The sequence below is a fragment of the Clostridiales bacterium FE2011 genome (genome assembly GCA_017569305.1).
Lineage (GTDB): Bacteria > Bacillota > Clostridia > Christensenellales > Aristaeellaceae > Aristaeella.
Map to the genome: position 1 here is coordinate 1,198,899 of CP069418.1, position 15,389 is coordinate 1,214,287.

10 protein-coding genes are annotated in these 15,389 nt (G+C 52.8%); 5 read left to right on the plus strand and 5 right to left on the minus strand.

The annotated features are described in order from the left end of the window. The first annotated feature begins 199 nt into the window (after window positions 1-199). On the plus strand, window positions 200-1,282 hold the full coding sequence (locus JRC49_05745) for an endo-1,4-beta-xylanase (GenBank protein QTE72318.1): 1,083 nt from the start codon (window positions 200-202) through the stop codon (window positions 1,280-1,282). 97 nt (window positions 1,283-1,379) lie between these two features. Here JRC49_05745 and JRC49_05750 read toward each other — a convergent pair whose 3' ends face one another. Beyond that, window positions 1,380-1,772 (minus strand): MerR family transcriptional regulator, encoded by a 393-nt coding sequence (locus tag JRC49_05750; GenBank protein ID QTE72319.1) that lies wholly within the window; start codon window positions 1,770-1,772, stop codon window positions 1,380-1,382. A gap of 228 nt (window positions 1,773-2,000) precedes the next feature. Further along, window positions 2,001-2,969, minus strand: a complete 969-nt coding sequence (locus JRC49_05755) for a Gfo/Idh/MocA family oxidoreductase (protein QTE72320.1) — start codon at window positions 2,967-2,969, stop codon at window positions 2,001-2,003. Window positions 2,970-3,328: 359 nt separating this feature from the next. Here JRC49_05755 and JRC49_05760 point away from each other — a divergent pair, with 359 nt between their 5' ends. From JRC49_05760 to JRC49_05775, 4 genes are all read left to right on the plus strand, one after another. Continuing rightward, entirely contained in the window at window positions 3,329-4,462 is a 1,134-nt protein-coding gene (locus JRC49_05760; GenBank protein QTE72321.1) for an aldo/keto reductase, read from the plus strand. Window positions 4,463-4,499: 37 nt separating this feature from the next. Then, window positions 4,500-5,675, plus strand: a complete 1,176-nt coding sequence (locus JRC49_05765; GenBank protein QTE72322.1) for an iron-containing alcohol dehydrogenase — start codon at window positions 4,500-4,502, stop codon at window positions 5,673-5,675. Window positions 5,676-5,795: 120 nt separating this feature from the next. Beyond that, complete coding sequence (locus tag JRC49_05770; GenBank protein ID QTE72323.1) at window positions 5,796-7,595, plus strand: ABC transporter ATP-binding protein; 1,800 nt, start codon at window positions 5,796-5,798, stop codon at window positions 7,593-7,595. Window positions 7,596-7,598: 3 nt separating this feature from the next. Next, on the plus strand, window positions 7,599-9,395 hold the full coding sequence (locus JRC49_05775) for an ABC transporter ATP-binding protein (protein ID QTE72324.1): 1,797 nt from the start codon (window positions 7,599-7,601) through the stop codon (window positions 9,393-9,395). 82 nt (window positions 9,396-9,477) lie between these two features. Here JRC49_05775 and JRC49_05780 read toward each other — a convergent pair whose 3' ends face one another. From JRC49_05780 to JRC49_05790, 3 genes are all read right to left on the minus strand, one after another. Continuing rightward, the gene (locus tag JRC49_05780; GenBank protein QTE72325.1) at window positions 9,478-10,563 is read right to left on the minus strand and encodes a helix-turn-helix domain-containing protein; all 1,086 of its coding nucleotides are present in this window, start codon (window positions 10,561-10,563) and stop codon (window positions 9,478-9,480) included. A 529-nt stretch (window positions 10,564-11,092) separates the two neighbouring features. After that, complete coding sequence (locus tag JRC49_05785) at window positions 11,093-13,153, minus strand: alpha-galactosidase (GenBank protein QTE72326.1); 2,061 nt, start codon at window positions 13,151-13,153, stop codon at window positions 11,093-11,095. 181 nt (window positions 13,154-13,334) lie between these two features. Further along, window positions 13,335-15,329: an ABC transporter substrate-binding protein gene (locus JRC49_05790; protein ID QTE72327.1), complete on the minus strand. Its 1,995-nt coding sequence runs from the start codon at window positions 15,327-15,329 to the stop codon at window positions 13,335-13,337. Between the last annotated feature and the right edge of the window lie 60 nt (window positions 15,330-15,389).

Consider the following 15,389-nt stretch of genomic DNA (forward strand, 5'->3'; position numbering starts at 1 on the left):
TAGAATGATCTTCAGGTCCGGATCAGATCCGGCTTTTTCTTTTCACTGTTTTATTCTATCCTCCCGGATATTGTATGGCAAGATAAAAACAACCAGAAATAAGTATTGTTTAATCATTTGTTGGTACAACTTATTGACATAATGTACGTACAACGGTGTATAATTAATCAACAAAAATGATTAAGGAAGGGGATCTTGGATGAGCGAAATTCTTTCTCTGGCCAAGGCTTACGAAAAGTATTTCAAAATCGGAGCAGCGGTTTCCCCTATGCAGGTCAAAAAGCATCACGACCTGCTTCTGCAGCAGTTCAACAGTCTGACGGCAGAAAACGAAATGAAGTATGAACCGACCGAACCGGAGGAAGGGAAATTCTGTTTTGATCTGGCAGATCCCATTGTGGCTATGGCACGGGAGATGAGCGTGAAAATCCGTGCCCATGCGCCTGTCTGGCATAACCAGACGCCCGCCTGGATGTATCTTGACGGTGACCGTCCCGCCGCGCCGGAGTTGATTTATGAGCGCATTGACGCCCACACGAAAGCCCTGTGCGAACACTTTAACCAGGATGTATATGCCTGGGATGTGGTGAATGAAGCCACCCGGGATGACGTACCCGATCCGGAAAAGAATCCGGGAGAAAGCCCCGTTTATCGCAACAGTGAGTACTATAAACTCTGCGGCACCGGCTTCATCGAAGCAGCCTTCCGCTCCATGTCCAAATATGCCGCCCCTGATGCCCAGCTCTTTTATAACGACTATAGCGAAACTGTCCCGGATAAACGGGATCGTATCGTTTCCCTGATCCGTAACCTGCAGGAAAAAGGCTGCCGCGTCGACGGTATCGGTATGCAGCAGCACCATATGGCAGTTCCCGATTATGACGAAATCAAACGCTCCATCGAAATCTACGCAAATATGGGTCTGCGTATCCATGTGACCGAGCTGGATATCTCCATGATGGCCACCTTCAATCAGGGTAATTACCGCCTTAAGCCGGGAGACCCGGGATTTGAGGAATATATTAAGGAAGCACTGAAAACAACTCCCGAAAAGCTCGCAAAGATCAACGAAATCTACGTCAAACTCTTCGAGATCTATCGCAGCTATGCCGATGTGATCGACTGCGTCACCACCTGGGGTATAGCGGACGATTATACCTGGCTGGATTTCTTCGGAATGAAGCCTGGTTCACCAATCATCAAGCAGCATCCTCTGCTCTTTGACATCAACGGTGAACCAAAACCCTGTGTCGCGCAGCTCATCGATGCCGTCAAAAACTGACCCAAACCAGACAAGGGGACGGTTCTTTTGTCTGGTTCGAACAATTTGTCATCCATGAAACACAGCAGCCGTCCGGACTTTCCGGACGGCCGTCTTCTTATGCCTGCTTATCTTTTTTCTGTTCAGCCTGATACGCCTTCAGCTTCTCTGTGAAGAAGTTCAGCTTCCAGGTCACCTTGTCCAGGTGCTCCTGCATCTCAGCCATCCGTTCCAGCACCCGTTCCCGATGTTCCCGCAGAAGCTCCACCCGCTCTTCAAGCGTGTGATCTCCTTCATGGGTCAGCTTAACAAAGCGTGCAATCTCCTGGATGGACATACCGGTATTCTTCAGGCACCGAATCAGTCCCAGCCGTTCCAGGTCTTCCTCTGAATACTGCCGGAACCCTCCCTGGCTGCGTTCCACGCCGGAGATCAGGCCTTCCTTCTCATAATACCGCAGGGTATGGGTTGAAAGTCCCGTTTTATTGCTTACATCCTGAATCGAATACATATCGAACCTCCCGGTTATCACCTTAGAGTAAACTTCAACTTCATGTCAATTCTACCCGATAAACTCCTGTCTGTAAAGATCAGGAGTTTATATCATGTCGCGAAGCGATATTTCATATTGGCCGGAACGGCCAATATTTCACAAATCAGCGTAGCTGGTTTATTTCACATCCGTCGCAGACGGATATTTCATTTTCAAGTCAAACCTTTCCGGCCTGTCAACTGATCATCAATATCCGATTTCCTTCAGTATCCTGTCCGTAACCCGTGCAACCAGCAGTGAGAAGTCCTTAGACACATGCGGCTTTTCTCCGGTCAGGATACAGTGGCTCAGCTGTTCCGATTCCAGGGCATAGTTGTTCGGTGCTGTCACCGTCTTTGTTTCCTTCACCCCATTCTTGATGATGGTATAAGGAATCTCACCACACTGGTTGAACTCCACCGGGGATACGATCTCGCCCAGGGTCCCGTGGATATGGAACCGGTCCAGCCGTCCGGTCGGCAGCAACATGCCGCAGTCCAGGTTTGCCACCGCTTCATTTTCATACAGCAGCAGGGCTGAAGTGAACAGGTCAATCTTTTTGTCAGAGAACTGTGCTGTCGCCCGTACAGTATCCGGCTCCTTCCCCAGCATCCACATTGCCATGCTGATTGCATAGCAGCCGAGGTCATACAGGGCTCCGCCGTATGTTTCCTTCCGCAGGCGGATATCCGTATCCGGTCTCCTGCCGGTGATGAATGCAGACTCCAGGTACCGGATTTCTCCGATCACGCCGGCGTCCAGCTCTGCCTTCACAGCTTTCACAAACGGGCTGTGCAGATAGGCAAAGGCTTCCATCAACATAACGCCGTTTTCCTCCGCCGCCTGGAACATCTCTTTAGCCTGCGCTTCTGAAACCGCCAGCGGCTTTTCACACAGCACATGTTTCTTTGCCTTCAGGGCTTTAACCGTCCACTCACAGTGAATATCATTGGGCAGCGGAATATAAACCGCTTCCACCTCCGGATCTGCCAGCAGTTCATCATAGCTGCCGTAAGCCTTCTGAAAGCCAAACTCTTCCTGATATAGTTTTGCTTTTTCCAGTTTTCTGCCCGCAATGGCATACAGCTCGCAGTGCTCCGCCAGCTGCATGCCCGGTATTGTCTGTCCCCGGGCAATATCCGCTGTTCCCAGTACGCCCCACTTAACTTTTCTCATAATAATCCTCCCGTAAGTATAAAACGTTTTCCTTTGTCTCAATCATAAACCTTAAAGTTTACTCTAAGTCAACAGCCGCAAATGATAAAGTCATATCCATCATTCACAATGTGAATACCATTCCCCCGCTTCGCCCGATTTATGTGCGTCAGTGTCTTTGCGGACAAAGGCGCAGCGCAATCGGAGGATGTGGTTCGGTTTTTCAGCAACTCTCCGCCGCAGCGGATAATTCTGAATTATGAATTTTGAATTGGAAACTGCCACTTGTTTACTATTGACTTAGAGCTAGCTCTAAGGTCTATCATATCCTTACACCAGAAATTTTTCTCCCCTGACACATTAGGAAGGAGGATCTTTATATGAAATACCGCACCATGGGTAAACTCGGCATCAAATCCTCTGCCTTCGGCCTGGGCTGCATGCGTTTCAATGGCGCCGCCTCCGGAGACAGCGTCATTGACGAACAGAAAGCCGTCTCCCTGATTCGCCGGGCCATCGACGGCGGCGTCACCTACATCGACACCGCCTATGTCTATCTGGACAAAACATCCGAAATTGTCCTGGGTAAAGCCCTGCAGGACGGTTACCGAGACAAGGTCACCATCGCTACCAAAGTCCCGCCGGATGCGGTCAACAGCCGTGCGGATATGGAAGCCATCCTGGCGGAAGAGCTGAAAAAGCTGCAGACAGACCATATCGACTTCTACCTCATGCATGCCATGAACAAGCAGAAGTGGGAGCATATGAAAGCCATCGGCGCGCCTCAGTTCTTTGATGATATGAAAAAGGAAGGAAAGATCCGCTACAAGTGCTTCTCCTTCCACGGCCCCTACGAGGAATTCGAGTATATCCTCAATGACTGGGACTGGGATATGTGCCAGATTCAGTATAACTTCATGGACATCAACAATCAGGCCGGCACCAAAGGCCTGGAGCTTGCCGGAAGCAAGGGCATCCCGGTAGTCATCATGGAAGGCCTCCTCGGCGGCCGTCTGGCCAATGCACCGGACAACGTGCAGGCGCTCTACGATGCCTTCCCGGTAAAACGTTCTCCCGTGGAATGGGCTTTCCGCTGGCTCTGCAACCATCCGGAAGTATCCGTAGTCCTGTCCGGCTGCAACGAAGCGGAACAGATTGATGAAAACCTGCGGATCTTCGATACTGTGGATACCGGCATCATGAGTGAGGAAGAACTGAAGCTCATGGACGATGTTCGTGCTGCCTACATCAGCCGCACCAAGATCGGCTGCACCGGCTGCCGCTACTGCATGCCCTGTCCCAACGGCGTCAACATTCCCGGTCTGTTCTCCGTCTGGAACAATGTGTCCCTCTACGGTATTGACCCAAAGGAAGATTGGGGGTTCAGGATGATCATGAAGAATGATGCCGGTGCAGATAAGTGTCTCGCCTGCGGTGCCTGTGAAGCCGCATGCCCCCAGCACCTGAACATTATCGACAGCCTGAGCACCGCCTGGAGCGAGTTGAACCCTTAATGATGTAATGAATATCTGAAAGGAAATTTCTGCCAGCATGAATAATTTTACCTTCTATTCTCCCACCTGTTTCGTCTTCGGTAAGGATTCTGAAAGCCAGGCCGGTGCGCTGGTCAGGCGTTTCGGCGGAAGCCGTGTCCTCATCCACTTCGGCGGCGGCAGCGCCCTGCGTTCCGGTTTGATCGACCGGGTGGAAGCCTCCCTGGAAGCTGCGGGCATCACCAGTTTCCGCCTCGGCGGCGTAAAACCCAATCCCCGCAGCGGTCTGGTTTATGAAGGCATAGAACTCTGCCGCAGGGAAAAGATCGATTTCATTCTCGCCGTCGGCGGTGGTTCTTCCATTGACTCTGCCAAGGCAATTGCTGCCGGTACTGTCTATGACGGAGACTTCTGGGATTTCTACAGCGGCAAGCCGATTACTGAAGCACTTCCCGTCGGTACTGTGCTGACCATCTCCGCCGCGGGCAGCGAAGGCAGCCCGGACAGCGTCATCACGCTGGAAAACGGCATGTATAAACGGGGTGCCAGCGGTGATGCCATCCGTCCGAAGTTCTCTATCCTGAATCCCGCCCTGACCCAGACGCTGCCGGCTTTCCAGACAGCCGCCGGCATCACGGACATCATGGCCCACCTGTATGAGCGCTACCTCACCAACACCAAAGAGGTGGAAGTCACCGACCGGATGATCGAAGCGCTACTGCTGACCATGATTCACGAAGGTCCGCGGGTCATCGCTGATCCGAATAACTATGAAGCCCGTGCAAACATCATGTGGGCCGGTATGATGGCACATAACAACTCCTGCGGTGTCGGCCGCAGCCAGGACTGGAACAGCCATAACATTGAGCATGAGCTCTCCGCCCTGTATGACTGCGCTCACGGTGCCGGCCTGGCAGTGACCCTGCCCGCCGTCTTCACCTATGTCATGAATCATGACGTTATGCGCTTTGCCCAGGTTGCCATCCGGGTCTGGGGCTGCCAGATGGACTTTGCCCATCCGGAAGTTACTGCCAAAGAGGGCATTGAGAAGCTGCGTCAGTTCTTCATCTCCATCGGTATGCCCCGCAACTTTGCGGAACTCGGCGCCCGTGAGGAAGATATTCCCGTGCTGGTCGAGAACCTCTGCCGCGGCGACGGCCGTCCCGGAACCATCTCCGGTTTCGTCACCTTGAATGAGGATGATTGTGCTAACATTTACAGATTGATGCTGTAAGCATCAATCTGTAAATGTTCACTCTTCACTCTTCACTTTTCACTCTTCACTCATCACCGCAGACCGGAGGTCTCCCTCCGGTCTGTATACTCTTCACTGGAGAATTCTCCCGAGGTTTTTATGCGCAAGCAATTCGCCTGGCTGTGGAAGAATATGGACGCGCCCTTCCGCCGCCGCCATGTCATCGCCCTGTGCGTATGCGCCTTCACCTGTCTTTTGCTGCTGGTGAACCCTGCGCTTTCCCAGCGTCTCATTGATGACGTCATTGTTGCAGGCAATCCGGAACCCCTGCTTTCCATCCTGGCTGTCATGCTGGTGGTCAAGCTCGGCCGGGAAGGCCTGCGGTATATGATGGTCATCTTTCTGGAAAAAGATTCCCAGAATGTGGTCTTCAATCTTCGCCGCCGTCTGTTCAGCAAAATGCAATATAACGATATGGCCTTCTTTGATACCCACCGCACCGGCGACCTCATGACCCGTATGAGCGCCGACCTGGACTGGTGCCGTCATTTCCTGAGCTATATTGATTACCGCATCATCGACGCGGTATGCACTTTCCTCTTTGCTACAATTTATCTCCTGCTGGTCAATTGGAAGCTGACCCTGCTTCTGATTATCATTACGCCTATCCTGCTGCTGATCACCAAATTCTTTTCCCGTCACGTCCGTCCCCGCTTTGTTTTTATGCGTGAAAAGCTGTCGGAGATGAACACCGCGGCACAGGAAAACATCGCCGGCAACCGGGTCGTGAAAGCCTTTGCCCGGGAGGAGTATGAGAAGGAGCGGTTTGAGCAGAAGAACCAGGCTTTCATGGACAGTCATCTGCGCATCAATAAGCTCTGGCTCACTTTCTTCCCCATTATCGAGCTGCTGGTCAACGCCATTCAGCTGGTCACGGTCTTCGTGGGCGGCCTGTTCATCATCAGGGGTGAACTGACTCCCGGCGAACTGGCCATCTTTACAGGACTCAGCTGGGCTGTCTCCAACCCCATGCGGGAGCTTGGCAACCTGATCAACGACCTGCAGCGTTTCTCCACCTCCGCCGCGAAGGTCATGGAGCTGTATTACGGCACACCCTCCATTGTGGATGCCCCGGATGCGGTTGCCCATGAACGTATGCAGGGAAAGATCGAGTTTGATCACGTTTCCTTCCGTTTCGATACCAAGCCGGTCCTCACAGACGTATCCTTCTCGGTTCAGCCCGGTCAGACCGTGGCCGTCATGGGTCCCACAGGAAGCGGCAAAACCACGCTCATTCACCTGCTGGCCCGGTTTTATGATGTCTCCGAAGGCGCCATCCGGGTGGATGACTGTGATGTAAAACAATGGAAGCTCAGTGAGCTCCGGGGCGGCATCGGCACCGCCACCCAGGACGTCTTCCTCTTCTCGGATACCGTGGAAGGCAATATCGCCTTCGGCGATCAGTCCCTGACCCAGGAAGATGTTATGGATTTCGCCCGTCGGGCAGATGCCGCTGAATTTGCCGAAAAGCTTCCGGAAGGCTATGACACCATCATCGGCGAGCGCGGCGTCGGTCTCTCCGGCGGCCAGCGCCAGCGGATTGCCCTGGCCCGCGCCATGGCGGTCCGACCCGGCATCCTCATCATGGATGACACCACCTCCGCCGTGGACAGCGAGACAGAGCAGTATATCCAGGATCAGCTGCGCCACCTCCCCTATGAGTGCACCAAGTTCATCATTGCCCAGCGGATTTCTTCCATGCGGGACGCTGATCTGATCCTTGTCCTGCAGGATGGTAAAATCACCGAGCGCGGAACCCACAGTGAACTGCTGGCTATGAGGGGTTATTACTGGCAGACCTACTGCCTGCAATATGGCATCCCCATGGATGAAGAACAATCTACAGCCTCCGGCAGCAACAGTGCTGTCGGCGCCCCGGCTGCCGGAATGGGGGTGTAAGAGATGGCAAGGAATAAATTCGACGTTGACGAGCGTCTGGAATCCCCGTTCCGCTGGCAGCACCTGAAGCGGGCAGGCAAATACATTGCCCGTCATAAATACAAAATGCTGGCCGCGTTGCTGCTCAGCGCCATGGCCAGCGTTGCCTCCCTCTTTATCCCCAAGATCACCCAGTGGGTGCTGGATGAAGCCGTTCCCAACAAGGATACCGCCATGATCGGCCGGATGGCCCTCCTCTTTGTGGGCATCATCGCCCTGGGCATCGTGTTTACCACCATCCGTTCCCGGATGATGGCCCACGTCAGTCAGCGAATCATTCATGATATCCGCAGCGATCTGTTCGCCCACCTGCAGAAACTGCCCTTCAGCTATTACGACTCCCGGCCCGCCGGCAAAATCCTTGTCCGGGTCATCAACTACGTCAACTCTGTCTCAGATATTCTCTCCAACGGCATCATCAACATGATCCTGGAGATCATTAACCTGGTCTTCATCGTGGTCTTCATGTTCTCCACCAATACCACCCTGGCACTGGTCATCATCGCCGGCCTGCCGTTCTTCATCGGAATCATCATCCTCATCAAACCCCGCCAGCGCCGTGCCTGGCAGAACCAGAGTAACAAGAACAGCAATTATAATGCCTATCTGGCGGAATCCATCGACGGCGTCCGCGTCAGTCAGCTCTTTGACCGTCAGGAGGTTAACATTTCCATCATGGAACGGTTGGCCAACGCCTGCCGTGATGCCTGGCTGCGTGCCATAAAAATCAGCAACACCGTCTGGCTCTCCAGCGAAACCATGACACAGCTGGTTCTGACCTTCCTCTATATCGCCGGCGTCTACTGGATGGGTGGCGGCAAGATGGTCTCCTTCGGCGTGATCCTCGCCATGGGACAGTATGTCAGCCGTTTCTGGCAGCCCATCACCAACCTGGCAAATATCTATAATTCCTTCGTCAACAACATTGCCTACCTCGAACGGATCTTTGAAACCATGGACGAGCCGGTCATCGTGGATGACGTACCGGATGCGGAAGAGCTTCCGCCTATCACCGGTGAAGTGGATTATCAGGATGTCACCTTCGCCTATGAGGAAAACATCAACGTCCTGGAGCACATGAATCTCCACGTCCGTGCCGGTGAAAGCATCGCCCTCGTTGGTCCTACCGGAGCGGGAAAGAGCACCGTTATCAATCTGCTTTGCCGCTTCTATAACCTGAACGGCGGAAAAATCCTCCTGCACGATCAGGATGGCAAAGCGCACGATATCAGCCAGGTGACGCTCCATTCCCTGCGCAGCCAGCTGGGTATCATGCTGCAGGACAGCTTCATCTTCTCCGGCACCATCATGGACAACATCCGCTACGGCCGTCTGGATGCCACGGACTGTGAAGTCATCCAGGCCGCCCGTCGTGTCCGGGCAGATGAACTCATCCGGAAGATGCCCCAGGGCTACCAGACAGAGATCAAGGAACGCGGCGGCAATCTCAGCCAGGGCGAAAAACAGCTCATTGCCTTCGCCCGGACGCTCCTGTCTGACCCGGCCATCCTCATCCTGGATGAAGCAACTTCCTCCATTGATACCCAGACGGAAAAACTTCTTCAGGAAGGCATCCGGGAGATGCTCCGGGGCCGGACCAGCATCATCGTTGCCCACCGGCTCAGCACCATCAAAAACTGTGACCGGATCCTGTATATCAGCAACAAAGGCATCGCTGAAATGGGATCCCATGATGAACTGATGGCGAAAAAAGGCCTCTACTATCAGCTGTATACAGCACAAGTAGATCCGTCAGCTTAAGCTGGCGGATCTTTTTTATCTTCATATATTCTTTTCAATATCATTCTCATCGGCAAGCCGATTTCTTGCGCGGCCTCTGCTGTTAATCCTTCATCAATTCGTTGAATTTCTGTTTGAACATGTCGCTTGTGATCTCTTTGTTTTCATCCATCGCCCTTCTCAGGCTTTCCAGCGCGGTTGGCCCTCCGTTGTCATATACATTTGATACACATACATGGTCCGCAAAAACGATATTCTCCAGCGTCCTCAGCGGATTCGCATCAAACTCCCTGGCCATCCTCACAGCTTCCCGCATGCTGTCTTCTGCCTCCCTGCCTTTGCCGCTTCTATCCTCTCCAAAGGCCCGTACCAGATAATAAAGGCTGATAATCTTGTCCAGGTAACACACTTTTTCCGGGTCATCCTTCAGGTTCTTCAGGTAATCGATTGTCCACTGGGCAGCCCGGATGCCCTTTTCTACCTCTTTTGTTTCCCTGTAGTAGATAATATAACCGCTGATAACACTGATCATCTGGCTGATACTGTTCAGGAAAGCGGTTTCCGTGTATTTGATACCTTCCTTCAGCTGCTTTTCTTTCTCAATCAGGATTAGTCCGATCTCGGCGTCATTGTTGCCGCACAGGTTATTTTTCTTATATTCTTCAACGGCTTTCTTATAGTCTTCCAGCGAGGAATAGCATTCGGCTATATAGTTACGCAGTTCAACTTCATTGATCTCCGGATCTTTGTTCTGGGAAAACAGGTCAATCGCGTGCCGGAGCAGCTCAATGGCCCGTTTCAGTTCGTCATGTTGGCGATAAACGACGCCGATCTGCATATGGCATTTTGCCGCTCCGAGGACTATGTCGAAATGATTGGGAAATTTGATCAGCAAACTGTCATATTCCTTTGCGGTTTCCTCAATCGTATGTTCCTTGTAAAAGGCTTTAAGTCTCTCTACTTCTGTTTCCGCGTTGTTTCCGTGCATCGTGAACCCGATCAGAGCATCGACCGATACATGAAATAGTTCGGCAATCTGCATGACATACAGGAGATCTGGTTCAGAAGCTCCTCGCTCCCATTTCGAGATGGTACCCAGCGTGATTCCGAGCCTCTCTGCAAGCTGTTCCTGGCTGAGGCCCATGTTTTTCCGATAAATGCGGATATTTTCTGCCAGTTTATTTTCCATGTCTTTCCTCCGGAAATGATCATATTGTGATTGACGGAAATCGTGTTTGTCATGATTGCTTCCTCCTTATCAGCTTTCGCCGTTTTCCTTGGTTCGCAATCATCATACCTGATCCACCGTTTCCATTGAACACCCAATTCGTATAATTTGTCAAATATATATTCTACATTTCGTAGAGTTTCTATGGTTCTTTCAGGATCAGCCATTCCGTAACAACATCATTCCCGTTATGCATAAATAACGAGCAAACCCCTGTGCACGCACAGGGGTTTGCTCGTTTCTATCTATTCACTTCCGCTGCGTCCGCGCTGCCTTTGCCGTTCCCGGATTTACCTCTTGCCATGAACGCCTCCGCCAGTCACCCCGCAGCCTCATTGGACTTCCTGTATCCTTTATGCGGGTCTCCCTTTCTTCCTCTCACCTCCTGTTATTTTACTGTCCCTCTTCTTTGTGACTACATTATTACACACTTTATTTCGATTGTCAACACTTTTTTAACAATTTTGTAAAATATTTTTTATTTTGAATATCAATCTCCTGTGTGAATCGCAATTGCTTCAAACGGAGCTTTCAGTTCCACCGTCAGCCTGCCGTTCTCCAATGCAATCTTATTGTCTTCGCTGTTCATCACCCTCAGGATCCGTTTCCCGGATACCGGCAGCGTAACCTTTTCAGGCAGTTCCCCGCCAAAGGTATGGATCACCGTCAATGTTTCCCCGCCTGCCGTCCGGCAGACTGCCTGCCATCCTTCCGGATGCCGCCAGCTCTCGGAAACCTCTCCGTGGAAGGTGGAAATTCCGTCCCGGATGATGTCCCTCACTTCCTTGAAGAAGCTGATTCCTTCATCCACCTTAGCCCACTGCTCTTCGGACAATTCCCACACATCTCCGGAGATGCACATCACCCCCAGGAAGGTGTTGATCAGGGAATAGTTGATCCTGCGGATGCTGTCCTTCGCCCGCAGCGCCGCCCAGATCTGGGACTGTCCCGGCAGGATCAGCCGGTGCAACTGGGCCGCGATAATCGGAATCTCGTCGCACTCATGTGCGTCAGAAAAAGATGCCATATCCGTCACGCCCATCAGCGAGGGCTCCAGCCGGTGTCCGCCGGAGGAACAGTTTTCAATCCAAAGGTTCGGGATTTTTTTCCGCATCCGGCGGAAGAACCCAAGCATGGCCTGCATATTCTGCCGCAGGCCTTCGCCCAGGCTGTCCGGATCGTCACATCCCACGCCGATACAGTCGTTATAGTCAATCTTCGTATAGCCAAAGCCGCATTTCTTCAGCAGGCCGATTACCCGTTCATCAAGGTATGCCTGAACCTCCGGCTTGCGGAGATCCATAAACCTGCGATTATCTGTATCGATCACCGTACCCCGGCGGGTCAGCAGCATTTCTACTTTCCGGAATATTTCCGCTCCCTTTGCACAGGTTTCCGGCTCAAACCAGATCCCGGGAATCATGCCGTGCGCCCGGATCATGTCCGCCGTTGCCTTCAGGCCCTGGGGGAACATATTTTTTTCTTCCGGAATCCAATCCCCGCCGCACTCATGCCAGGCCACACCTTCCCTGCGGTACCAGCCCGCGTCAATCACCAGGAAATCGATCCCGTGTCCCTGGATACGGTCCGCGATCTTTGTCAGGTTCTCATGGCTCGGATCGCCCCAGGTCGTGCAGTATTCGTTGAACAGCACCGGCAGTTCCGCATCCGGCCGGGGCATATTAGCCCGGTGGACTGTCAGCAGCCGCTGGCTCACCCGGTCAATGCCGCCGCGTCCCACCGTCACATAAGCTTCAGGTGTTTCAAAGCTTTCTCCCGGTGCGACAGTCTTCGCCCACTGGCCGAAATCCTCATCCGGCAGGGACGCCATCATATTCAGTCGGTCATCCTTCCGGCGGATTTCCATCTGCCAGGAGGAAGGACAGGCTATCTGCATCGCCCAGGTCACGTCGTTTGCCGTGTCCTCAACTGCCGCAAAGGGAAACCAGCCCCGCACCGGCATGGAGCCAACCTGGCCAAACTTCAGCACCCGTAGCGCATGGCCCGTCCAGGACCGCTCCAGCATCGCTTCCTCAATGGTATCCGTGATCAGCCTGCCCTCTGCGCTCCAGGCGCTTCCCGCCCGGTGCAGCAGCAGGGTACCGTGGGCATCTCCGTCCGCAAAGGGTGTAATCCCGCCAAAGTTCAGGCTGGAAAGCAGGTCCAGCGTCACCGGTTTCCCTGTCCGGTTTTCAAACCGGACAGAAACCCGCAGGGCTTCCAGTCCTTCTTCCCATTTCAGCGTATGGAAAACTGTGCGGCCGTTCTCGTCTGCAAGCTCGGTCACCACCGTATTGCCTTCCTTTACCTGATTCACAAAACGCATACGGTCGGTGGCTGTTGTTGTGGCCATCGTATGGCCGTTTCCGTAACCATTCGGCAGCTGGTCACCCCTTGCGTGAATCTGAACCAGGTTCTCCAGCGCATACTGATGTTCCCGCACCTGATCCTTCATCCCGGCCGGGACCAGGGTCATTCCCATATGGTTTTGTTCATCCAGCCACCAGGTTACAGTCATATCCCCAAACCGGTATTCGCTGTATTGTTTCATTTTTTCTCCTCCGGGTGTTTTCCGTTTAGCCAAAAGCATAAAGGAAAAGGCCCTGCGATGCAAGGTCTTTTCCTCTTCTTTTATGGATTCATTTTTGCATATTTATCCGCTCGTTCTGAACAAATCCATGTGCCTCATCAGTAATAATTCTGAATTCTTAATTCTTAATTCTGAATTATATTTATTCCTCTTCCGGTACTTCCGGCACATAGTCCGACAGGTAAGCACCTATGGAAGCTTCTGGCCAGGAAATATTCGACGCAATCTTATACTCGTGCAGCACCTGCGGATAGAAGTCAAAGTACACGTTGGAATACATCGGCAGCAGCGGCAGCTGCTCTGCGAAACGCTTCTGGAAGGCCAGCCATTTCGTGCAATAGCCCATCAGGTCTTCGGGCTCAGTCCGGCGCATATCCACTGCCAGTTTCCAGAGTTCGTCATCCGCCAGTCCGGAAGTTTTCCAGACGTGATGTCCTTCTTCATCCACCGTAAAACTAAGAGAAGGATCATACAGCAGGTCGAAGTTTGTCGCGAGGAAGTACATGTCATACTTCGTCTCGCTCATTCTGTAAAACTGGTACAGCATAGCGTCTGCGTCCATGGCTTCAACGATCAGCTCAATGCCGATCTCCGTCAGGGACTGTACCAGTGCGCCTTCCAGCGCTTCCCCGGCCGCACTTCCGGCCCCGTATGCCATCGTCAGCCGCAGCGGCACCAGGCCTTCTTCTGTCTGCTTATAGCGCAGCTTGTCAGATCCCTGGACAAAGCCGTCACCGTCTGCATTCCGGTTCCATCCGGCATTGTCCAGCAGCTCCGCGGCCTTTTCCAGGTCACGGTCATAGGGTTCTATACCATCCAGTGTCAACTCTTCCCATTGTTCAATGGTCTTCTCGTATTCCGCTTTTTCCTTTTCAGTGGCATTTTCATCCGGTTCGTCCACAGGATACTGTACCGTACCGTTCAGCAGCAGGTACATCCACTGTCCCATGCCGAAGTAGCCCATGCCCTTCATGCCGTAGCCATCCAGGGCTTCCTTCACCACTTCATCCCGGTCCGCGGCATATGCGATTGCCTGTCTTACAGCCAGGTCATCCAGCGGTGCGCGGTCTGTATTGAAGCTGATGAAACTCAGGCCGGTTCTGGCATAGTTGGCGGAAGTGTACATTTCATCCTCGGCTGCTTCGCCCAGCAGCTGCGTGATCGTCCCAGCGTCGCTGACCTTGTTCAGCAGCGTGACCTTACCTTCATGATAAGCATCGATCATCTCGTCCGAAGGCATCGAAATCATCGTGACCTTCTTGATCATAGGCTTCTGGCCTTTGGAATTGCCCTTGTACTGCGGGTTGATTTCAAACTTGGCCACGCCGTCCTCATAGGATGTCAGCACATACGGCCCGCTTGTTACAGACGGGTGTGTTTTGTAGCCGCTTGCTTCATCCAGGATCGTACCCTTCAGCAGATCTGCCGTAAATACGGCTTCATTTCCACCTTCTTTGTTGGTCAGGTATACGCCTTTGCCGTCATCCGCCACTTTCACGCCGGGAGCAATCACAGCAGCCGGATAAGGTATGCAGTCCAGCAGGCCCAGCTCGTAGAAGAAGGGCAGGTACGCGTGATCTATTGTGATGTGCATCAGGTGATCGTTCACTACTCTTACACCGGTCAGGTGATCGGTTTTTCCGCTGATGTAGTTGCTGTAGCCGGCAATATATTCCGGCTGGTGCACACCCGCGCCCAGTTCTTTCAGTTCCGGGGCCATGGTCAGCAGGATGGAGAAGGCATAATCCCAGGCGGTCACCGGTGTGCCGTCGCTGTAGAACAGATCTTCGTACAGGGCGATGATAAAGGTGATATCGCCGTTATCCGCCTGCTGCACATTCACACCGCTGATTACGGACTCATCTGGAACAAACACGCCGTCTTCCGTGTTCCATTCAATCAGGTTATATCCGTGGATCATGGCGCGTACGTCCATATCACTGCTGCCGTTTCCCCACAGATTGGTGAAGAAGTTCCCGGTCAGCGGCGTTGTGACGGCTACCGTCAGTTCTTCATAATCATATGTGATCTGCGGCTTTTCTTCAGCAACAGGTTCTTCCGCTGTTTCCGCCAGTCCGGCTGTAACAGCTGTCAGTGCCATCACGCATATGAGCAGATATGCCAGCAGTTTTTTCATTCAATCGTCCCCCTTGTTCACCTATAGGCCCGACACGCCGTTTCGGCGTGTCGGGGAAAG

Bases quoted from the DNA above. Each gene is read 5' to 3' on its own strand.
- JRC49_05745 (QTE72318.1), top strand. From the start codon at position 200: ATGAGCGAAATTCTTTCTCTGGCCAAGGCTTACGAAAAGTATTTCAAA.
- JRC49_05750 (QTE72319.1), bottom strand. From the start codon at position 1,772: ATGTATTCGATTCAGGATGTAAGCAATAAAACGGGACTTTCAACCCAT.
- JRC49_05755 (QTE72320.1), bottom strand. From the start codon at position 2,969: ATGAGAAAAGTTAAGTGGGGCGTACTGGGAACAGCGGATATTGCCCGG.
- JRC49_05760 (QTE72321.1), top strand. From the start codon at position 3,329: ATGAAATACCGCACCATGGGTAAACTCGGCATCAAATCCTCTGCCTTC.
- JRC49_05765 (QTE72322.1), top strand. From the start codon at position 4,500: ATGAATAATTTTACCTTCTATTCTCCCACCTGTTTCGTCTTCGGTAAG.
- JRC49_05770 (QTE72323.1), top strand. From the start codon at position 5,796: ATGCGCAAGCAATTCGCCTGGCTGTGGAAGAATATGGACGCGCCCTTC.
- JRC49_05775 (QTE72324.1), top strand. From the start codon at position 7,599: ATGGCAAGGAATAAATTCGACGTTGACGAGCGTCTGGAATCCCCGTTC.
- JRC49_05780 (QTE72325.1), bottom strand. From the start codon at position 10,563: ATGGAAAATAAACTGGCAGAAAATATCCGCATTTATCGGAAAAACATG.
- JRC49_05785 (QTE72326.1), bottom strand. From the start codon at position 13,153: ATGAAACAATACAGCGAATACCGGTTTGGGGATATGACTGTAACCTGG.
- JRC49_05790 (QTE72327.1), bottom strand. From the start codon at position 15,329: ATGAAAAAACTGCTGGCATATCTGCTCATATGCGTGATGGCACTGACA.